Origin of the sequence: Streptomyces blattellae, from assembly GCF_009709555.1 — a bacterium.
Taxonomy (GTDB): domain Bacteria; phylum Actinomycetota; class Actinomycetes; order Streptomycetales; family Streptomycetaceae; genus Streptomyces; species Streptomyces blattellae.
Genome location: NZ_WJBG01000233.1, coordinates 12,097 through 31,576 on the forward strand (window position 1 = coordinate 12,097; position 19,480 = coordinate 31,576).

General features: G+C 72.8%; 20 protein-coding genes and 1 pseudogene. 9 read left to right on the forward strand and 12 right to left on the reverse strand.

Annotation, left to right across the window (positions count from 1 at the left end; genetic code table 11):
• Window positions 1-14: 14 nt before the first annotated feature.
• Entirely contained in the window at window positions 15-626 is a 612-nt protein-coding gene (locus tag GFH49_RS34015; RefSeq protein ID WP_155059913.1) for a LysE/ArgO family amino acid transporter, read from the reverse strand.
• 69 nt (window positions 627-695) lie between these two features.
• Here GFH49_RS34015 and GFH49_RS34020 point away from each other — a divergent pair, with 69 nt between their 5' ends.
• A complete protein-coding gene (locus GFH49_RS34020; protein ID WP_155059914.1) occupies window positions 696-1,580 on the forward strand; it encodes a LysR family transcriptional regulator ArgP in 885 nt (294 codons plus the stop codon).
• A gap of 53 nt (window positions 1,581-1,633) precedes the next feature.
• On the opposite strand, the gene GFH49_RS34025 is transcribed toward GFH49_RS34020, so the two are convergent.
• Entirely contained in the window at window positions 1,634-2,341 is a 708-nt protein-coding gene (locus GFH49_RS34025; protein ID WP_155059915.1) for a TetR/AcrR family transcriptional regulator, read from the reverse strand.
• A gap of 111 nt (window positions 2,342-2,452) precedes the next feature.
• Between GFH49_RS34025 and GFH49_RS34030 the strand changes: the two genes are divergently transcribed.
• Window positions 2,453-3,667, forward strand: a complete 1,215-nt coding sequence (locus GFH49_RS34030) for a saccharopine dehydrogenase family protein (RefSeq protein ID WP_155059916.1) — start codon at window positions 2,453-2,455, stop codon at window positions 3,665-3,667.
• Window positions 3,668-3,688: 21 nt separating this feature from the next.
• Here the strand turns inward: GFH49_RS34030 and GFH49_RS34035 are convergent, their stop codons facing one another.
• From GFH49_RS34035 to GFH49_RS34045, 3 genes are read right to left on the reverse strand one after another with little or no spacing between them, the layout of a single operon-like run.
• A complete protein-coding gene (locus GFH49_RS34035) occupies window positions 3,689-5,542 on the reverse strand; it encodes a sensor histidine kinase (protein ID WP_155059917.1) in 1,854 nt (617 codons plus the stop codon).
• Window positions 5,542-6,237, reverse strand: coding sequence for a response regulator (locus GFH49_RS34040; protein WP_155059918.1), 696 nt, complete (start codon window positions 6,235-6,237; stop codon window positions 5,542-5,544). Before GFH49_RS34040 ends, GFH49_RS34035 begins: the two co-directional genes overlap by 1 nt.
• Before the next feature lie 19 nt (window positions 6,238-6,256).
• Complete coding sequence (locus tag GFH49_RS34045; protein WP_155059919.1) at window positions 6,257-7,000, reverse strand: hypothetical protein; 744 nt, start codon at window positions 6,998-7,000, stop codon at window positions 6,257-6,259.
• A gap of 228 nt (window positions 7,001-7,228) precedes the next feature.
• Between GFH49_RS34045 and GFH49_RS34050 the strand changes: the two genes are divergently transcribed.
• Window positions 7,229-7,579 (forward strand): DUF488 domain-containing protein, encoded by a 351-nt coding sequence (locus GFH49_RS34050; RefSeq protein ID WP_155059920.1) that lies wholly within the window; start codon window positions 7,229-7,231, stop codon window positions 7,577-7,579.
• Window positions 7,580-7,597: 18 nt separating this feature from the next.
• Here the strand turns inward: GFH49_RS34050 and GFH49_RS34055 are convergent, their stop codons facing one another.
• Both GFH49_RS34055 and GFH49_RS34060 read right to left on the reverse strand, forming a co-directional pair.
• Window positions 7,598-9,271, reverse strand: a complete 1,674-nt coding sequence (locus GFH49_RS34055) for an FAD-binding dehydrogenase (protein WP_155060005.1) — start codon at window positions 9,269-9,271, stop codon at window positions 7,598-7,600.
• Between the two features lie 17 nt (window positions 9,272-9,288).
• Window positions 9,289-9,915 carry a TetR/AcrR family transcriptional regulator gene (locus GFH49_RS34060; RefSeq protein WP_155059921.1) on the reverse strand — a complete coding sequence of 209 codons (627 nt, stop codon included), beginning with the start codon at window positions 9,913-9,915 and terminating at the stop codon, window positions 9,289-9,291.
• Window positions 9,916-10,043: 128 nt separating this feature from the next.
• On the opposite strand from GFH49_RS34060, the gene GFH49_RS34065 reads away from it, so the two are divergent.
• The 3 genes from GFH49_RS34065 to GFH49_RS34075 all read left to right on the forward strand — a co-directional run bounded on the left by GFH49_RS34065 (window position 10,044) and on the right by GFH49_RS34075 (window position 12,819).
• Window positions 10,044-10,673, forward strand: a complete 630-nt coding sequence (locus GFH49_RS34065; RefSeq protein ID WP_155059922.1) for an alpha-ketoglutarate-dependent dioxygenase AlkB — start codon at window positions 10,044-10,046, stop codon at window positions 10,671-10,673.
• A gap of 156 nt (window positions 10,674-10,829) precedes the next feature.
• The gene (locus tag GFH49_RS34070) at window positions 10,830-11,576 is read left to right on the forward strand and encodes an MBL fold metallo-hydrolase (RefSeq protein WP_155059923.1); all 747 of its coding nucleotides are present in this window, start codon (window positions 10,830-10,832) and stop codon (window positions 11,574-11,576) included.
• Window positions 11,577-11,586: 10 nt separating this feature from the next.
• Window positions 11,587-12,819 carry a DUF4032 domain-containing protein gene (locus tag GFH49_RS34075; RefSeq protein WP_155059924.1) on the forward strand — a complete coding sequence of 411 codons (1,233 nt, stop codon included), beginning with the start codon at window positions 11,587-11,589 and terminating at the stop codon, window positions 12,817-12,819.
• Window position 12,820: 1 nt separating this feature from the next.
• Here GFH49_RS34075 and GFH49_RS34080 read toward each other — a convergent pair whose 3' ends face one another.
• Entirely contained in the window at window positions 12,821-13,693 is an 873-nt protein-coding gene (locus GFH49_RS34080; protein WP_155059925.1) for a universal stress protein, read from the reverse strand.
• Window positions 13,694-13,752: 59 nt separating this feature from the next.
• Between GFH49_RS34080 and GFH49_RS34085 the strand changes: the two genes are divergently transcribed.
• Entirely contained in the window at window positions 13,753-14,118 is a 366-nt protein-coding gene (locus GFH49_RS34085) for a VOC family protein (RefSeq protein WP_155059926.1), read from the forward strand.
• Window positions 14,119-14,194: 76 nt separating this feature from the next.
• Here the strand turns inward: GFH49_RS34085 and GFH49_RS34090 are convergent, their stop codons facing one another.
• From GFH49_RS34090 to GFH49_RS34105, 4 genes are all read right to left on the reverse strand, one after another.
• Window positions 14,195-14,404, reverse strand: a complete 210-nt coding sequence (locus GFH49_RS34090) for a hypothetical protein (RefSeq protein ID WP_155059927.1) — start codon at window positions 14,402-14,404, stop codon at window positions 14,195-14,197.
• Window positions 14,401-14,592 (reverse strand): hypothetical protein, encoded by a 192-nt coding sequence (locus GFH49_RS34095; RefSeq protein WP_155059928.1) that lies wholly within the window; start codon window positions 14,590-14,592, stop codon window positions 14,401-14,403. The genes GFH49_RS34090 and GFH49_RS34095 overlap by 4 nt, the downstream gene beginning before the upstream one ends.
• Complete coding sequence (locus tag GFH49_RS34100; RefSeq protein ID WP_155059929.1) at window positions 14,589-14,777, reverse strand: hypothetical protein; 189 nt, start codon at window positions 14,775-14,777, stop codon at window positions 14,589-14,591. The genes GFH49_RS34095 and GFH49_RS34100 overlap by 4 nt, the downstream gene beginning before the upstream one ends.
• 87 nt (window positions 14,778-14,864) lie before the next feature.
• Window positions 14,865-16,115, reverse strand: a complete 1,251-nt coding sequence (locus tag GFH49_RS34105; RefSeq protein WP_155059930.1) for a helix-turn-helix domain-containing protein — start codon at window positions 16,113-16,115, stop codon at window positions 14,865-14,867.
• A 205-nt stretch (window positions 16,116-16,320) separates the two neighbouring features.
• On the opposite strand from GFH49_RS34105, the pseudogene GFH49_RS41775 reads away from it, so the two are divergent.
• Both GFH49_RS41775 and GFH49_RS34115 read left to right on the forward strand, forming a co-directional pair.
• A pseudogene (locus GFH49_RS41775) lies at window positions 16,321-16,413 on the forward strand (UBP-type zinc finger domain-containing protein); the annotation flags it as partial.
• Between the two features lie 112 nt (window positions 16,414-16,525).
• The gene (locus tag GFH49_RS34115) at window positions 16,526-19,474 is read left to right on the forward strand and encodes a helix-turn-helix transcriptional regulator (RefSeq protein WP_155059932.1); all 2,949 of its coding nucleotides are present in this window, start codon (window positions 16,526-16,528) and stop codon (window positions 19,472-19,474) included.
• Window positions 19,475-19,480: the final 6 nt, after the last annotated feature.

Genomic DNA, 19,480 nt, shown 5'->3' on the forward strand with positions numbered 1-19,480 from the left:
CCGGGTCCGTAACCTCAGATTCCGGCAATGAGCGTCGCGCCCAGGGCGATCATCGTCGCGGCGACCAGACCGTCCAGGATCCGCCAGGCGGCGGGCCGGGCCAGGAGACCGCTGAGCAGCCGGGCGCCGAAGCCGAGGGCCGCGAACCAGCACAGGCTGGCGCAGGCGGCGCCGAGTCCGAACGTCCAGCGCAGCGAACCCCGGTCGGCGGCGACGGAGCCGAGCAGGAACACGGTGTCGAGGTAGACGTGCGGGTTGAGCCAGGTCATGGCCAGGCAGGTGAGCACGGCACGTCGGCGGGAGCCCGCCGCCTCCCCCTCCGCCTTCAGGGCACCCGGCCGGACCACCCGGCGTGCGGCGAGCGCCCCGTAGCAGAGCAGGAACGCGCCGCCGATCCAGCCGACGGCGGTCAGCGCCCCCGGCCAGGCGACCACCACGGCGCCGACACCGGCGACACCCAGCGTGATGAGGGCCGCGTCGGAGAGGGCGCAGATCGCGACGACGGGGAGGACCGCGTCGCGGCGGATCCCCTGCCGCAGGACGAAGGCGTTCTGGGCGCCGATGGCGACGATGAGCGAGAGACCGGTGCCGAATCCGGCGACCGCGGCGGACAGCGCGTGGGACATGGCATCGACGCTAGGGAGACCCTGGTCTGGAGTACAGCTAAAGATTCTTACGTAACATTAGCTCTCGTGATGAACGACCTCCCACTCGACCAGGTACGGACCCTCCTCGCCGTGGTGGACGAGGGCACGTTCGACGCGGCGGCGTCCGCCCTGCATGTGACGCCGTCCGCGGTCAGCCAGCGCGTCAAGGCACTGGAGCAGCGCACCGGGCGGGTGCTGCTCACCCGGACCAAGCCGGTGCGGCCGACCGAGTCGGGTGAGGTGGTCGTGCGGTTCGCCCGCCAGCTGGCCCGGCTGGAGCGCGACGCGCGGGCCGAACTCGGCATGACGAGCGCGGGCGAGCCGACCCGGGTGTCCATCGCCGTGAACGCCGACTCCCTCGCCACCTGGTTCCTTGGCGCGCTCACCCGCCTGCCCGCCGAGCCGCGGCTCGGCTTCGAGCTGCGCCGCGAGGACGAGGACCACACGGCGGAACTGCTCCGGGAGGGCCAGGTGATGGCGGCGGTGACCTCCTCGCCGGACGCCGTGGCGGGGTGCTCGGTGCGGGCGCTGGGCCGGATGCGCTACCTGGCCGTGGCCAGTCCGGAGTTCGCGGCCGGGCATCTCGGCGGCCCGTTGGGGGAGGCTCCGGTGGTGGACTTCGACCGCCGTGACGACTTCCAGGACGGTTTCGTACGGCGACTGCCGGGGGCCGAGGGCGCGGCGAGCCCGGTGCGGCACTTCATCCCCACCTCGGAAGGGTTCGCGGTGGCCGTCGCCGCCGGTCTGGGCTGGGGCATGCTGCCCGAGGCGCAGGCCGTGCCGCTGCTCCGCGCGGGGCGTCTGGTTCAGCTGGCGCCGGAGCGGCCGGTGGATGTGCCCCTGTACTGGCAGCAGTGGAAGCTGGACTCGCCCGCGCTGGCGGCGGTGGCCCATGCCGTGTCGGCGACGGCAGCCGAGACGCTTCGCTCCTGAGCGGCCCGGCACTGTCCGGCACCGTATCGATGCCGAGGTGACAACTCCCCGGCTCAGTCCCGCAGTTCCTCCAGCCGGGCCCCGGCGCTGTCCAGGAGCATCTCCAGGGCCGTCGGATAGGCGCTGGTGACCATGCGCGTGGCCAGGAGGGGTGCCGCCTCGGCGATCCGCGGATGAGTGGTACGGGGCAGGCGGGCGTACGTCGAGCGCCACATGTCCTCGTCGGCGCGGAGCGCGGCGCTCGGCAGGGTCAGGGACGCGGCGTCCAGCGCGGCGAAGGCCAGCGTCTGGTCGATGAAGGCGTGGTAGATCCGAACGGTGTCCGGCACCGGGAACCCGGCCGTGCGCAGCACGTCCAGCACCGCCTCGTCCGCGGCCAGTTCGCTGGCCCGCCCGGTGACCCGGTTCGCGGTGAGCAGCGCCGCCTGCGGGTGGGCGACGTACGCGGCGTGGATGCGCAACCCGACGGTGCGCAGGTCCTCCCGCCACTCCCCCGTGGGCCGCCAGCCCCGCAGCGCCTGGCCGATGAGCGCGTCGCCGATCGCGAGGGTCAGGTCGTCCATGCCGCGGAAGTACCGGTACAGCGTGCTGGGGTCGGCGTCGAGGGCGAGTCCGAGGCGGCGGGCGGTGAGGCCGGCGCTGCCGTGTTCGCGCAGCATGCGCAGTGCGGTCTCGACGATGAGTTGCTCGGACAGCACGGTGCCGCCCTTGGTGGGCCGTCGCCGGCGCCGCCGATCCTCGGGCACCACGGGTTTGGGCACGCGGCCTCCTTCGCGAGCTTATGCCAACGCCATTGACCTTAAGCGGGCAGACGGCGTTGTATCCCGTGCGGGGCCCGTGTTCGCCGCTTTGACCGACAGGGAGTTCTTGTCATGCGTGTACTGCTCGTGGGCGCCGGTGGTGTGGGCACCGCCGTCACCCGGATCGCGGCCCGGCGGTCCTTCTTCGAGGCGATGGTGGTCGCCGACTACGACCCGGCACGGGCGGACGCGGCCGTCGCCGCGGTCGGCGACCGGCGGTTTCGCGCCGAGCGTGTGGACGCGGGCGACCAGACCGCGGTGGCGGCCCTGCTGGAGGCGCACGGATGCGACGTGCTCCTCAACGCCACCGACCCGCGCTTCGTGATGCCGCTGTTCCGGGCGGCGTACGCGGCCGGGGCCACGTATGTCGACATGGCGATGTCGCTGTCGCGCCCCCACCCCGACCGCCCGTACGAGGAGTGCGGGGTCAAGCTCGGCGACGCCCAGTTCGCGCAGGCCGCCGACTGGGAGAAGGCGGGTGTGCTGGCGCTCGTCGGCATGGGGGTGGAGCCGGGCCTGTCCGACGTGTTCGCCCGGCACGCCGCCGATGAACTCTTCGACGAGATCGAGGAGATCGGCATCCGCGACGGCGCGAACCTCACCGTCGACGGCTACGACTTCGCCCCGTCCTTCAGCATCTGGACCACCATCGAGGAGTGCCTGAACCCGCCCGTGGTCTACGAGGCCGACCGCGGCTGGTTCACCACGGCACCCTTCAGCGAGCCCGAGGTGTTCGACTTCCCGGAGGGCATCGGCCCGGTCGAGTGCGTCAACGTGGAGCACGAGGAGGTGCTGCTCGTCCCCCGCTGGGTCGACGCGCGCCGGGTCACCTTCAAGTACGGCCTGGGCGAGGAGTTCATCGGGACGCTCAAGACGCTGCACCTGCTGGGCCTGGACCGCACCGGCCCGGTGACCGTCCCGAGCCCGGCGGGCCCGGTCGCGGTGTCTCCCCGTGACGTCGTCGCAGCGTGCCTGCCCGACCCGGCGGCCCTGGGCGAGCGGATGCACGGCAAGACCTGCGCGGGCACCTGGGTGCGGGGCACCAAGGACGGCGCGCAGCGCGAGGTGTACCTGTATCACGTGGTCGACAACCAGTGGTCGATGGCCGAGTACGGCTGTCAGGCCGTGGTGTGGCAGACGGCGGTCAATCCGGTCGTCTCCCTCGAACTCCTCGCCACCGGCGCCTGGTCCGGCTCGGGCGTCCTCGGGCCGGAGGCCTTCCCCGCCCGCCCCTTCCTCGATCTGCTGACGGAGTACGGCTCCCCGTGGGGCCTCCGGGAGCAGTGAGGGGCCCACCCTCTCGGCTCCTCAGGACGGCCCGGTCTCTGATCCGCTCCGGCTCTCGGCACTCTCCCGCGGCGTCCGGCCACGTGGCAGTCGCAGCGTGAAGGCGCTGCCCTCGCCGGGCTCGCTCGTCACACCGGCCGTGCCGCCGTGGGCGGCGGTCAGATGGCGGACGATGGGCAGGCCGAGCCCGCTGCCGCCCGTACGGCGGCTGCGGGACTTCTCCGCTCGCCAGAACCGGTCGAAGACGTGGGGCAGATCCTCGGGCGCGATGCCGCTGCCGGTGTCGGCGACCTCGATCACGACATCGTCGCCGTCCTCCCACGCGGCCAGGGTGACGGTGCCGCCGGCCGGGGTGTGCCGCAGCGCGTTGGAGACCAGGTTGCCGAGCGCCTGCCGCATCCGGACCGGGTCGGCGTCCAGCCAGGGCGTGCCGTCGGCGTCGGTGCGCAGTGCGACCCCGGCCGCGTCTGCGGCGACATGGTGGGCCGCGGCGACCTGATGGAGGAGTTCGTCGCCGCGCACGGGCTCGCGGTACAGGCGCAGGGTCCCGGCGTCGGCGTCCGCGAGGTCCCGCAGGTCGTCGATGACGCGCTGGAGGACGACGGCCTCCTCGTGCAGCGCGGCCAGCAGGGCGGGGTCCGGGTCGACGACTCCGTCGCGGGTGACCTCCAGCCAGCCGCGGATATTGGTGAGCGGGCTGCGCAGTTCGTGCGCGATGTCGCTGACCATGGCCTTGCGCTGGGCTTCCAGGCGTTCGCGGCGTTCGGTCAGGTCGTTGAAGGCCGCGGCCAGGATGCCCGTCTCGTCCCGGGTGGTGACGGGGACGCGGACGTGGCGGTGCGAGGGCTGCTGGGCCGCCGCGGTCAGCGCGCGCAGCGGCCGTACCAGCCGGGTGGCGACCACGGCGGTCACGGCCACGGTGACGGCGAGCACGAGCCCCGCGGTGCCCACGACCTTGGCCTTGTTGGCCGGGGACATGTCGAACCGCACGGCAGTGCCGCCCCCGCCGCCCAGGAACAGTTCGGCCACCGGCGCCGCATAGGGGTCGAGCTGGGTGCGGCGGGCGTCGTCGAGGCAGGACTCGGCCTGCCGCCTGTCCTCGACCGCTGCCTTGTCGGGCCCGGACGCGAAGGGCAGGCTCGAAAAGAGCGGGCCGGGCAGGGCGTCCCCGAGTGACAGGGGCTGCTGGGGATCGACGCCCGCCCGGGTCAGGCAGCCGCGCGCGAGGGTGTGGAGCGCGGTCAGTGCCCGCGCCTCCGTGGGCATGGGCGTGGTGAGCATTCCGTCGGCGCACGGCTCGGGCACATACCCGGTCCGGTCGGCATCGGCGACGACCGGACGGCCGCCGGGTGTCCGGGTCAGGGTGGTCTCCACGCCGAAGCGGGCGAAGCAGGTCTGTCGTTTCCGGGCCATGGCGTCGAGCTCCGTGCGTTCGCCCGTGGTGAGCCGGTACGGGCCGACCACGCGCGGGTCGGTGCCGGTCAGCTGGGCGCCCGGCTCGCTGTAGGTGTCGGTGCTCAGCGGGTCCACGGTCGCGGCGGCGGTCGGTGGCAGGGAGGTGCCGGGCGGCGCCGAGTCGGCGATGGTCCGCCGGTCGGGGGTGACGAGGGCGATGCGTCGGCCCGTCTTCGCCGACAACTCCCGCACGGTAGCGTCGACTCCCCGCCAGTCACGATGCGTGGCCGCGTAGCCGCTGAGTTCGGCGAGGACCTCCATGTCCGCGGCGAGGGCCTGGCCCTGTTCCTCCCTCAGCGCGCGGGTGGTCGTCGTCACGGCCAGCCACGCGGTCGCCGCCACCGAGCACACGGCGATGAGGCCGGAGGCGATCAGCAGCCGTACCAGGAGGCGCTTGCGCAGCGGGATGCGCCCGCTCATCAGCGGGCCCCGCTGAGCTTGTAGCCGACTCCGAAGACGGTCAGCAGCCGGGCAGGGCGGCGCGGGTCGGCCTCGACCTTCTTGCGCAGGTTCATGATGTGCACGTCGACGGCTCGTTCGGTGGAGGCCCGGTCGGTGCCCCGGGTGATCTCCAGCAACTGCCGCCGGGAGAACACCCGTTCCGGTTCCCCGACCATGGCCAGCAGGATCTCGAACTCGGCCGGCGTGCACTCCACCGGCGCTCCGTCGCAGCGCACTTCATGCCGGACGGGATCGACGGAGAGACCCGCGGCGCGTACGGCCGGATCGTCGCGCCGGTCCGCGGGCACCCGTCCGCCGCGCCGCAGGACGGTCCGGATGCGGGCCATCAGCTCGCGCGGACTGTACGGCTTGGTCATGTAGTCGTCCGCGCCCAGCTCCAGGCCGAGCAGGACGTCCTCCTCGGCCGAGCGGGCGGTGAGCATCAGGACCGGGATGTCGTCGTCCGCACGCAGCACCCGGCACACCCCGAACCCGTCGATCTCCGGGAGCATCAGGTCCAGGACGACGAGGTCCGGGGCGACCCGCCGCGCCGCGTCCAGGGCCGCCCGCCCGTCGTGGACCACGGTGGCGGTGTGTCCTTCCGCGAGCAGGGACCGCCGTATCAACTCGGCCTGCATCTCATCGTCCTCGGCGACCAGCACATGTGCGCACACGCGGCGGATCCTAAACCGTTCAGCGGGCCAGGGACTGGGCGTCGCCCATGACGACGACGGGGTGGAGCCGCGGGTCCAGCGCCAGGAGCAGCTCCTTCATGTGCTCCTCGGCGACGCTCACACAGCCCTGCGTGGGGCCGCCGTGGTCGACGTGCAACCAGATCCCGCCGCCGCGGCTCGCGCCGAGCGGGCGGGTCCAGTCCAGCGGCGAGGTTCCGGGTTTCCGGTTGTAGTCGATGGCGATGACGTAGTCGAAGGAGCCGGCCAGCGGCTCACCCTCGAATCCGGTGCCGGAGGCGGTGAAGCTGGCGGAGCGGTCGTACGGCAGCCTGGTTCCGGGGTCTTCGAGCAGGCCGCCGGCGTCCGAGAGGGTGTAGACGCCGATGGGTGAGCGCAGGTCGCCGACCCGGTGGTCGTCGGTCCAGCCCCTGAGGGCGTTGTGGGCGGGCCAGCTCTCGCCCGCACGCCAGCCCGCGGCGGTGCGCTCGTACAGGATGACGGTGGAGGCCGAGGAGTTCTTGCCCCGACCGGTCACGACGACGGCCTGCCGGGCCTCGGACGGCACCTCCGCCAAGGTCTTCGGCCCGAGGCCGGGCAGCTGCTGCGGGGCCGTCTCGATGGAGACCTCGGGGGCGAGGGTATTCGGCGTGGTGGCCGGCGTGGTCACGGTCTCGTGGTCCGGGGAGGCCGCGGCACCGCCACCGCATCCGGTCAGGAGCAGGGACGCGGCGAGCAGGGCTGATCCGGGCTTGCGTGCGATCATGGCTCGACTTTGACCAGGAGATGTGAGGAAGTCGTCAGGTTCTGCGGGGCGTTCGGTCACAGCTGTTCACGCTTGCGAGTCGGAGGGCGGGGAGCCGGGGGGCGGGCACGGCTGCACGGCAGGCGTCGGTTCATCCGTGTTTCGCCCTCGTTCAGGTCACGTCGTACCGCCTTCCCCGCCGCACTCCGCAGTACGCTCCCGGCACATCCCCCGTCGAGAGGCCGCACCGTGAGCGTTCGTGTCCGTCGCGTCTACGATCCGCCCGAGCCGGACGACGGCACCCGAGTGCTGGTCGACCGGCTGTGGCCACGCGGTGTGTCGAAGGACGCGGCGCGGGTGGACGAGTGGCCGAAGGCGCTCACGCCGTCGTCCGAACTGCGCCGCTGGTACCACGCGGGCGAGGGGTCGTACGAGGAGTTCAGCCGTCGTTACGAGGCGGAACTCGCCGCGCCCGAGGTCACCGAACTCGTCGAGGTGATCCGGGAGTTGGTCCGTAAGGGGCCGGTGACCCTGCTCACCTCGGCCAAGTCCCCCGAGGAGAGTCATGCCGCCGTGCTGGCCCGTCTCCTGCAGAGCTGAGGAGACGGGCCGGCAGACTCATCCCGTCTGCCGCGCCGCCGCCCGGCCCGCCGCGCGCCCGGAGAACAGGCAGCCGCCGAGGAAGGTGCCCTCCAGCGCGTTGTAGCCGTGGACGCCGCCACCGCCGAAGCCGGCGACCTCGCCCGCCGCGTAGAGGCCCTCGATCGGCCGGCCGTCCGCGCCGAGCGCGCGGGAGTCGAGGTCGGTCTGGATGCCGCCGAGGGTCTTGCGGGTCAGGACGTGCAGTTTGACGCCGATCAGGGGTCCGGCGGCAGGGTCGAGGATGCGGTGCGGGGTGGCGACCCGGCCGAGACGGTCGCCGATGTAGCGGCGGGCGTTGCGGATGCCCTGGACCTGGGAGTCCTTCGTGTAGGGGTTGGCGATCTGCAGATCGCGCGCCTCGATCTGGCGCCGCACCTCGGCCGCGTCGAGGAGCGGCTTGTGCGTCAACTGGTTCATCTTCTCGACGAGTTGGTCGAGTGCCGGGGCCACGACGAAGTCCGCCCCCTTGCGCAGGAACGCGTCGACCGGTTTCGGGGCGCCCTTGCCCAGGACACGCTCACGCAGAAACGCCCTGCGGTCCTTGGAGGTGATGTCGGGGTTCTGCTCGGAGCCCGACAGCGCGAACTCCTTGTCGATGATCTTCTGGGTGAGGATGAACCAGGAGTGGTCGTACCCGGCGATGTCCTCGGTGGTGCGCAGGTACTTGAGGGTGCCGAGGGTGTCGTAGCCGGGCAGACACGGGTCGGGCAGCCGACGGCCGAGCGCGTCGAACCACATCGAGGACGGGCCGGGCAGGATGCGGATGCCGTGGCCGGGCCAGATCGGGTCCCAGTTCTGCAGGCCCTCGGTGTAGTGCCACATGCGGTCGCGGTTGACCAGCCGTACGCCGGCCTCGGCGCTGATGTCGAGCATGCGCCCGTCGACGTAGGCGGGCACGCCCGTGACCATCTCGGCGGGCGCGGTGCCGAGGCGTTCGGGCCAGTAGCGGCGGACGATGTCGTGGTTGGCGCCGATGCCGCCGGTGGTGACGACGACGGCCTGGGCGGTGAGTTCGAAGTCGCCGATCCGGTCGCGGTTGGAGGCGGCACCGCGGGCCGAGCGGTCCTCGGCGAGGACCGTGCCGCGCACGCCGCGCACCGAGCCCTCCTCGACGACGAGTTCGTCCACCCGGTGCCGGTGGTGGAAGGTGAGCAGCCCGTCGCGCGCCGCCTGCTCGGCGTGGCCGACGAAGGGCTCGACGACACCCGTGCCCGTGCCCCAGGCGATGTGGAAGCGGGGGACGGAGTTGCCGTGTCCGTCGGCCCGCAGGTCGCCGCGCTCCGCCCAGCCGACCGTCGGCAGGAACGAGATGCCGTGCCCGGCGAGCCACGACCGCTTCTCCCCCGCCGCGAACTCGACATAGGCCCGCGCCCAGCGCACCGCCCAGGAGTCCTCGTCGTCGACGCGGTCGAACTGCGCGCTGCCCTGCCAGTCGTTCCAGGCGAGGTCGAAGGAGTCCTTGATGCCCAGGCGCCGCTGCTCCGGGGAGTCGACCAGGAACAGCCCGCCGAAGGACCAGAACGCCTGGCCGCCCAGGTTGGCGGCGTTCTCCTGGTCGACCAGGGCGACCCTGCGGCCCCGGCTGGTGAGTTCGTGTGCCGCGACCAGGCCGGCGAGGCCCGCTCCGACGACGATGACGTCGGCATCCATGGCGACCGTCCCCTTCCTCATACGGTTTTCCCGCTGCCGTCGGTGAGCAGCGCGGTCAGCAGTTGCTTGAGCCAGGCGCGAGCGTGCCCGACCTCGCCGTCCAGCAGCAGTTGAATGGTGACCCCGTCGTACGCGGCGACCACCGCATGGGCGGCGGCCTCGATGTCGCCCAGTACGGCGGGCAGTTCGGTGTGCCCCTGGGCGCGGGCGAGCCGCTGCGCGATGGCGCCGCGCAGCCGGGCGCGGTGCTCCAGCAGGGTCCGCGCCACGTCCGGGTCACGGGCGGCGTGCACCAGGAAGTCCGTCTTCACCAGCAGCCAGTCCCGGTCGAGCAGCAGCACCTCGGTGACGCGGTCGACGGCGGCGGGCACGTCGAGGTCGGGGCCGTCGAGGGCGAGCGCTCCGGACACCTGCTCGGCGATCAGGTCGGCGCGCTGCCGGTAGAGGGCGAAGAACAGCTCGTCGAGGCTGGCGAAGTTCGAGTAGAAGGCGCCCCGGCTGTACCCGGCCGCCTCACAGACCTCCTCGATCGAGACCCGGCCGAAGCCCTTGGCCGCGAACACCGCGAACGCGGCGTCCAGGAGATTGGCGCGGGTGCGGACCCGGCGTCTGGTCACGCGCCCGGTCGTCGCGTCCGCCACCATGTCCCGCCCTTCGTTCGATACGTGAATGTATCCGATACAGGAATGTATCCAAAGGGTGAGGACGGGTAAGAGCAAGAGCCCCCTCACATCATTGGAACATATTTTCGATTTACCGGTACGCTGGGCTCATGACCGCGCACCTCCAGGGCTCGCTCTTCGACCAGTCGGACCGGCTCCGCCTCGGTTCCCTCGGCGGGCTGCGCCGCACCGAACTGGACCGCGGCGCCTGGATCGACGTCCTGCCCGGGTGGCTCGAAGGCTCCGACGTCCTGTTCGAACAACTGGCGGACGACGTGCCGTGGCGTGCGGAGCGGCGCACGATGTACGACCACGTCGTCGACGTACCTCGGCTGCTGGCGTTCTACGGCGCCGACGACCCGCTGCCGCACCCCGTACTCGACGAGGCGCGCGACGCGCTCTCGGCGCACTACGCCGGCGAACTCGGCGAGCCCTTCACCACAGCCGGCCTGTGCTACTACCGCGACGGCCGGGACAGCGTCGCCTGGCACGGCGACCGGATCGGACGGGGCGCCCGGGAGGACACGATGGTCGCGATCCTCTCCGTCGGCACGCCCCGTGATCTGCTGCTGCGTCCCGCGCACGGCGGCGGCGACACGATCCGGCGTCCGCTGGGGCACGGGGACCTGATCGTGATGGGCGGCTCCTGCCAGCGGACCTGGGAGCACGCCGTACCGAAGACCGCACGGGCCGCGGGACCACGCATCAGCGTGCAGTTCCGCCCGCACGGCGTGCACTGAGGCGGAGAGGCGGCCGCTTCGGATGCGCGCGGGGGCTGCCTCCGGCGGACGGCGCCGGAGGCAGCCTCACCCCCTGACGGAACCCTGCCGCCCCTCGACGCTGCGGGTCTGCTTTGCTGGTGCCGTCGGGCAGGGACCTCACCAATCGGGACGATCATGCGGGCAGCGGTGCAGCAAGTCGCCGACGGCACCTATCTGGTGCACGGCTCCCACACGAACTGGGTGATCCTGAGCGAGGGGGAGTCCGTCACGCTGGTCGACACGGGATACCCCGGGGACCGGGCGCACCTTCTCGCTTCGCTCGCGGAGGTGGGGAGTTCGCCGGAGGCCGTCGCGGCGGTGCTGATCACGCACGCCCACAACGACCACCTGGGTTCGGCCGAGCACCTGCGCGGCACGTACGGCACGCCGGTCTACCTCCACGAGGCCGAAGTGCCGCACGCCCGCCGTGATTTCCTGCACCAGGTGACCATCGGCAAGGTCCTCAACAACGGCTGGCGTCCGGGTGTCCTGCCGTGGGCCGTCCACGCCCTGCGGGTCGGCGGCACCGCCCACGTCCCCGTCGCCGAACCTCAGGCGTTCCCGGCGCGGGGTCCGCTCGACCTGCCCGGCCGCCCCGTCCCCGTGCACACGCCGGGCCATACGCTCGGCCACACCGCCTTCCACCTCCCTCAGGCCGGAGTGGTGATCTCCGGCGACGCCCTGGTCAGCGGCCACCCCACCTCGCGCGCCAGGGGGCCACAGCTGCTGCCGGACATGTTCCACCACGAACGCGCCCGCGCCGTGACCTCGCTGGAGATCCTGGAGAGCCTCGACGCCGACGTCCTGGTCCCCGGACACGGGCCGGTGCACCGCGGGCCGGTAGGTGAGGCGGCACGGCACGCCATGGAGCGCGCGCTCTAGAGTTCTGGCCATGGCATTGCAGATCAGCGCGACCAACCCGGAGCACCCCGCGCTCCTCCTGGAGCTGCCGTGGGGCGTGACCCTGGAGGAGTGGCCCGAGGAGTACCTCGTCCCGCTGCCGCGCGGCATCTCCCGCCATGTGGTGCGGTACGCCCGGGCCGGCTCCGAGGTCGTCGCCGTCAAGGAGCTGGCCGAACGTCCCGCGCTGCGCGAGTACGAGCTGCTGCGGGACCTGGACCGTATCGGCATCCCCGCGGTCGACCCCCTCGCCGTGGTCACCGGGCGTGCCGACAAGGACGGGGTCCCGCTGGAGCCGGTGCTGATCACCCGGCATCTGGGCGGCTCGATGCCGTACCGCTCGATGTTCGAGACGACGATGCGCCCCGCCACCATGCACCGCCTCATGGACGCCCTGGCCGTGCTGCTGGTCCGGCTGCACCTCGCCGGGTTCGCCTGGGGCGACTGCTCGCTGTCCAACACGCTCTTCCGGCGGGACGCGGGCGCCTACGCCGCATACCTCGTGGACGCCGAGACCGGTGACCTGCATCCGCGGCTCAGCACCGGACAGCGCGACTACGACCTCGACCTCGCCCGGGTCAACATCAGCGGCGAGCTGCTGGACCTGGAGGCGTCCGGGGCGCTGCACCCGTCCGTCGACGCGATCGAGTTCGGCACCGAGATCTGCGTGCGCTACCGGGCGCTGTGGGAGGAGCTGACCCGTACCTCCGTCTACCCGGCGGGCAAGCACCACTACATAGAGCGCCGGATACGCCGCCTGAACGATCTCGGTTTCGACGTGGCCGAGATGCAGATCGAGCACAACTCCAACGGCGACACGGTCACCTTCGTGCCCAAGGTCGTCGACGCGGGCCACCACCAGCGCCAGCTGCTCCGGCTGACCGGCCTCGACACCGAGGAGAACCAGGCGCGGCGGCTCCTGAACGACCTGGAGAGCTGGATGGCCACCCAGGACGACTACGCCCCGGGCGACCCCCTCGGCGCCCGCCCGGAGGTGCTCGCCCACCGCTGGGTGCGGGACGTGTTCCGGCCCACCGTGCGCGCCGTGCCACTTCGGCTGCGCGGCTCGATGGACCCGGCCGAGATCTACCACGAGCTGCTCGAACACCGCTGGTACCTGTCCGAGCGGGCCCAGCACGACATCGGGCTGGACACGGCGGTGGCGGACTACGTCAAGAGCATCCTGCCCAAGGCCCGCGAGACGCTGCGGCCGACGGCCGAGTGACTCAGGCGGGCGGCACCACGGCCACCGGGCAGCCCGCGTGATGCAGGACGCCGTGCGCGACGGAGCCGATCCGGGCGCCGACGGCGCTGCGGCGGGCCCGGCGGCCGACGACCATCAGCTGCGCCTGCCCGGCGACGTCCAGCAGCACCTGCCCCGCGCTGCCCATCTCCACGTGCTCCGCCACCGCAACGTCCGGGAACCGGTCGCGCCACGGCTGCACCGCCGCGGCCAGCGCCTTCTTCTCGTACGGCTCCAGCCCTCCGGCCTCGTCGAGCAGCTTCAGCGAGCCCGGGCTGTAGGAGAACACCGGCGGCAGGGTCCAGGCCCGTACGGCCCGTACGGTCGCCCCGCGGGCCGCCGCCGTCTCGAACGCGAACCGCAGCACGGCGGCGCTGTCGTCCGGGTCGCCCTGCTGGCCCACGACGACCTCGCGGCCATCGGCCTCGGCGGCCGGCTCGTCCCCCGCCCTGACGAGGACGACGGGGCCCGTGGCCCCGGCGATGACCTGCTGTCCGACCGAGCCGAGCAGGAACCCGACGACCCGGCCGTGGCCGCGCGAGCCGAGCACCAGCATCTCGGCGTCGGCCGCGGCGGCGGTCAGGGTGTCGACCGGGCCGCCTTCGAGGACGTCCGTCGTCACATCGAGTTCCGGGTGCTGCTGGATAACGGTCCTGGCGGCCTCCGCCACGGCCTTGCGCACCCACCCGGCCTGGCTACCCGCGTCCCCGGCGTCGACCGCCTCGTGCGGCTGGAACCTCCAGGCGTGCACCACCCGCAGCGGCAGCCCGCGGCGGACCGCCTCGCGGGCCGCCCAAGCCAGCGCGGCGAGGCTCTCCTCCGTACCGTCGACCCCTGCCGTGATCGGGCGTTTCATGCTGCTGCCTCCCAGTATCGCGGTCGCCTCCGTCGACCAGTCTTCACTACGCTGCCGGGATGGGCCTGGTATGGGAGCAAGTCAACCTGGACAAGGCCGATGCGGCCGACGCGGCTGGCCTGGGCCGCTGGTGGGCCGAGGCTCTGGGGTGGGCGGTGCTGAACGACTCGCCGGAGGAATTCGAGATCCGGCCGCGGGAGGACCGCCTGCCGGGGCTGATCTTCGGGCCGGTCCCCGAGGGCAAGACGTTGAAGAACCGCCTGCACCTCGACTTCCGCCCCGACGACCAGGAGGCCGAGGTCGCCCGTTTCCTCGCGCTCGGCGCACGGCACGCGGACGTCGGCCAGACCGGCGGGGAGAGCTGGGTCACGCTTGCCGACCCGGAGGGCAACGAGTTCTGCGTGCTGAGTTCACGGCGCCGCTGAGGCCGCCGTACGGCGAATCCGAACGCTCTCGGGGTGGGAGACGTATGGCACCGGCCGGGCGTTGGGCTGTGGGGTGCTACATCGCGGGGCGATGTGCGGCCCAGATGCGGAGCATGATCCGGAGCAGGTCCGGGCCGATCAGCTCGACGTCGCCTACATGATCACGGTGGGCGTAGATGTCCCATCCTGGACCCGAGTTGCCCAGGTCGTGAGCCACCAACTCGGCGTCCGCCGGGTCAGTGATCACCTCGTCGCAGGCGCGGCACACGTGCAGGCCTGTGGTCACGAGGCATCTCCCCGGCGGTGGCAGGCGCACGTGCAGCGGCGCACGAGCCAGCCCCCGTGCGAGTACGGCAAGGGCACGTCCTTGATCTGGCGGCACAGACCGTGCACGTCCCGGTAGTCCGGCTGTTGGGCCAGGGTGCATTCCGCCGACAGCGGCGGCCGGTCGGTCTCGGTTGTCGGCGCGGTCATCGTCCGGCCGCCTGGTGGCTGCGCATCTCCACGTTGATGTCCGAGACCTTGGACAGGTCCCCGTCCAGCCGGGCCGCCTCCGGCGCGCGGGCGAGTGCGCCGCACACGTCGCACCCGTCGACCGGATCCGGATCCTGGGGCGGCAGGCCCACCCGCACCGGTCCGGTCATGGTCGTCTCGCTCATGGTCCCCTCGATCCCTCGCTGCGTCGGCCGGGCTGAGACCGTACGAGCGCCGGGGGACTGGCAGGGGCACAGAATGTGCCCCCTCGGCTATGCAGCCAACAGACCGAGCTTCACGGCGAGTTCGGAGGCGCGGCGCTTGCGGGACGGGCTCTTGGACTCCGCCTCTTCGAGGACGATCCGTTTTGCGTAGCCGTTGTACTTGATCGTCTCCGGGGCGGCCTCGTGGGCCTGGTTGAGCGTGGCCAACGCCACGTCCGGCTGTCCGTCGAGCTGGTATCCGCGTGCCTCTTCGATCCGGTGCCGGGCGCGGCGCGGCCGGGACGGGATGGTCATGGCGTCGGCCGCCGCTGCCTGCCGCACCGACTCACCCCCCTGGTGCAGCTCCACGGCGATGGTCACCGCGTGCGCCCCCATGATCGCCCGCGAGAACGACGTCACGGGGTGGTAGTAGTCGGCGGGCAGCCGGTCGGCCATGTCCCGCGCGGTGTCCCAGAAGCGCCACGCCGTCCCGGTCTGGCCACGCCGGGCGGCCGTGTACCCGGCTTCGAAGGTGAGGGCCCCCGTGATCGCCAGGACGTCGTCCGGTGCGTCCGGCAGCAGGGGTTCGAGGTACGCCAGGGTCTCCAGGTTCACCGCGTCGGCGGCGTCGAACTGCGCCGGTCCGGAGTCGCGGTGCGCCTGTGCGGCCAGCCACGCGGCCACGCCGATTGCGTGCGGGTCCTCGGACTCCTGCGCGGCGGTCAGACCCCGCCCGGCGACCCGCCACAACAGGGCGGCGTCCGGCTGGTAGGCCACGAAGAACTGTGCCAGCGAGTACACCTCGGCAAGCGCGGCCTGCGCCGCGCGCCGTTCGGTCCCGGTGTCTGCCTGGCGGACAGCGGCCTGTGCGTCACGGATCAGGTCCGGCAGCAGAGCGCCGATGACGTCCCGGTGGTTGGGTGCGGAGTGCCGCGCCGACCAGGCCCGTGCGAGCCGGGCGCGCAGGTGCGCAGCGGGCGGGGCCTCGTCCGCGCCGGCGATCGGGAAGGCGTCCACGGCGGCCTTCACGGCGGCGAGACGCGGATGCCCGGGACCGGTGAACAGGTCCACGTGGACGGACTGATCACCGGTGAGGTCGGCCAGGTCGCGCACCCGCAGCACTTCGGCGACGCGCAGGATCGTCTCCGGCTTGGGCGTCTTCAGGCGCCCGGTCTCAACGCCCTTGACCCAGGACCCGGACTTGCCGACGAGGCCCCCGAGCTGATCACGGGTCAGGCCCTTGCGGGTCCGAAGGATCTGGAGCCGCTGGCCGAACACCAACCGGTCGGCGTACGGGTCCGGCGTAGCATCTTCAGGCATGGCCTTGCCCCTCCTCGCAGCTTCGTCACTGCCAGGGTATGGGGCCAGGCCGTTCTCGTGTCCTGTCCATTCATGTCCGGCCTGATCACCAACGGCGCGACACGTTCGGCGGGAGCTTGGGCGGCCGGTTGCCCCTACGGGCGTTGCAGACCCGGTGCGCCGGTCGCAGGTATGTGACCGAGGACGGGTCGAGACCCTGGGCAATCTGGCGCCGCCGCTGAGCCATCCGGCGGATCAGCCCGCGCCGGGCCCCGCCGGACGGGTGCGGGCGGACTGGGCACGGGTGCTGCGGGCCTGAGCACGAGCGCCGGGGGCCTGAGCGCCACGCGGCGAAGCCGCTTATCGGTACGAGCCCCGCCCCCCTGAAGGCCCGATCAGGCGCTGTCAGTGTGTCGTGCCAGGATGGATTCGTGCCGCAGACCACTACGTTCACCACGCCCATCGTCGGCCGGGAGGATGAGCTCGCCCGCCTCTCCAGCGTGCTGGAGCGCGCCCGGGGCGGTGCGGCTCGTGCTGTTCTGGTCGCCGGGGATGCCGGGGTCGGGAAGACGCGGGTGCTGGACGAGGTCTCGGCGCGGGCCGCTGCCGCCGGGATGACCGTACTGACCGGGCACTGTGTGGATCTCGGTGACGTCGGACTGCCGTATCTGCCGTTCAGCGAGGTGCTGGGGGTGCTCGCCGCCGACGAGCGGTTCGCGGACGTGCTGGCGGCGCATCCGGCGGTGGAGCGGTTGCTGGGTGCCGGGTCGGACGACGGCGGGCGGGTGCGGCTGTTCGAGGGTGTGGCGGGGCTGCTGGCCGATCTGTCGGACATCGCTCCGCTGCTGCTCGTGCTGGAGGATCTGCACTGGGCGGATCAGTCCTCGCGGGATCTGCTGCGGTTCCTGCTCAGCCGCGGCATGCTGCAGCGGTCCGCGGGTGGTGCGCCCACGCATCGGCTGGCGGTGTTCGCTTCGTACCGCGCGGACGATCTGCACCGCCGGCATCCCTTGCGCCCGCTGCTCGCCGAGCTGGTGCGGCTGCCCGCCGTGGAGCGGCTGGAGCTGCGGCCCATGGCCGATCCCGACGTGGCCCGGCTGGTGCGCGGGCTGCCGCGGGAGCGTCCGGTGCCGGACGCGACGGTCCGCCGGATCGTGGAGCGCGCCGAGGGCAACGCCTTCTACGCGGAGGAGCTGCTGGCCGCCACGGACGCGGAGGCGAGCGGGGTGCCCAGCGGGCTGGCCGATGTCCTCCTCATCCGTTTCGAGCAGCTGTCCGACACGGCTCAGCAGGTGCTGCGTACGGCCGCCGTCGCCGGGCGGCGGGTCGAGCACGACCTGCTGCGGGACGCGGTCGGGCTCCCCGAGGACGAGTTGGAGTCGGCGCTGCGGGAGGCCGTGGAGCGGCAACTCCTCGTCTCCGGGAACGGCGACACGTACTCCTTCCGCCATGCACTGGCCCGGGAGGCGGTGTACGCCGATCTGCTGCCGGGTGAACGGGCGCGGCTGCACGGTGCGTTCGCCCGGCTGCTGTCCGGCCGCGGGCAGCGCGCGGAGACCGCGGCCGAGCGCGCCCACCACTACCGCGCGAGCCATGATCTCGCCGAGGCCCTGGCCGCCTCGCTGGAGGCCGCCGGCCACGCCCATCGGCTCGGTGCTCCGGCCGAGGAACTCAGGCATCTGGAAGCCGCGCTCGACGTGTGGTCGTCGGTGGACCGGGCCGCCCGGCCGTCGGGCGAGGGGGTCGACAGGGTGACGCTGACGCTGCGTGCCTCCGCGGCGGCGGCGCACGCCGGGGAGTCGCACCGCGCGGTCTCCCTCACCCGTGCCGCGCTGGCGGGCATCGGCCAGGACGCGGACTCCGAGCTGGCCGCCCGGGTGCGCTACACGCTCGCCGGGAACCTGATCGGCGTCGACAACCTGACGGCGGCGTTCACGTACAGCAGCGAGGCGCTCGCTCTGATCCCCGCCGAACCCGCCTCGCGGACCTGGGTGTGGGCGGCGGCCACGCATGTGATGGCGGCCCGCCAGGTCGGCGAGACGGCGGTCGCGCTGCGGGTCGCCCGCCAAGCGCTGGGCGTCGCCGAGCAGTTGAGAGTGACCGATGCCCAGGCCGACCTGCTGATCTCGTTGGCCACTCTCGAAGGCGGCGGTCGTCGCACTCCTCAGGGCCGCGAGCGGCTGCGGGAGGCCCGGGAGCTGGCCCGGAGTTCGGGGAGTGCGCCGGTGGAGACGCGTGCGCTGTTCAACCTCGCCATGGGCTGTTTCGAGTCCGGCGATCTGGAGGAGTGCCTGCCCTGGCTGACCGAGGGGCTGGACCGCGCCCGCCGCGCCGGTCTGCTGTCCTCGCCGTATCCGCTGGAGATGCGCTACCTCCAGCTGCTGGTGCTGTACACCCTGGGCCGCTGGGACGAGTGCCTGCGCGCGGCGGTGAGCGACGCCGCGGTGCTGCCGGCGAGCGGCGGCTATACGGCGGGTCCCGCGCTGAACGTCGCCCTGGCGCGCGGCGACTTCAAGGCGGCCGACCGTGCGCGCGCCCTGCTTCAGGGGCCGTTCGACTGGATGGCCACGCTCGTCGCGGGGATCGTGCTGACGGACGCCGCCGCGCTGCTCGGCGATGCGGACGACGCCGTGGCGCGGATGCGCTCCACGGTCGCGGCGCTCACCGACGACGCGGGCACGCCGCCCGATGTGACGGTCCGGCTCGCCACGCTCGCCCTGTCCGCCGTCGCCGACTCGGCCGTCGAGCTCCGCCGCACCGGCGACGAAGCCGGGGCCCGCCACCGGGCGCGGACGGCGGACGAGCTGGTGGAGCTGGCGCGGGGTGTGGCCCGGCACGGCGAGGAGGGCGTCCCACACGGCCCGGAGGGGCAGGCCTGGCTGGCCCGGGCGGAGGCGGAGTGGGCGCGGGCCGTGTCCGGTCCGGACGCGGAGGCGTGGGGGAAGGCGGTGGCCGCGTTCGACTACGGCGACCCGTACGAGCGGGCGCGCTGCCGACTGCGGTTCGCCGAGGCCCTGTTGGCGGCCGGGCGCCGCGAGGAGGCGGCCGTCGAGGCAGGCACGGCCCGGGTGACGGCCGCCGAACTGCGCGCCACGCCGCTCTTGGAGCGCGTGGACGCCGTCATACGCCGTGGCGGGCTGTCGGACCCCGGCCACCACGGCACGTCACCGCTCACCGCCCGCGAGCAGGACGTGCTGCGGCTCCTCGCCCTCGGCCGCAGCAACCGGCAGATAGGCGAGGAGCTGTTCATCACCGGCAAGACAGCGAGCGTCCACGTCTCCAACATTCTCGGCAAGCTGGGCGCCGCGAGCCGCACCGAGGCCGTGGCGATCGCCTACCGCCGGGGCCTGATCACCCCGGAGCCGACGGCGTCCGGCTGACCGGCC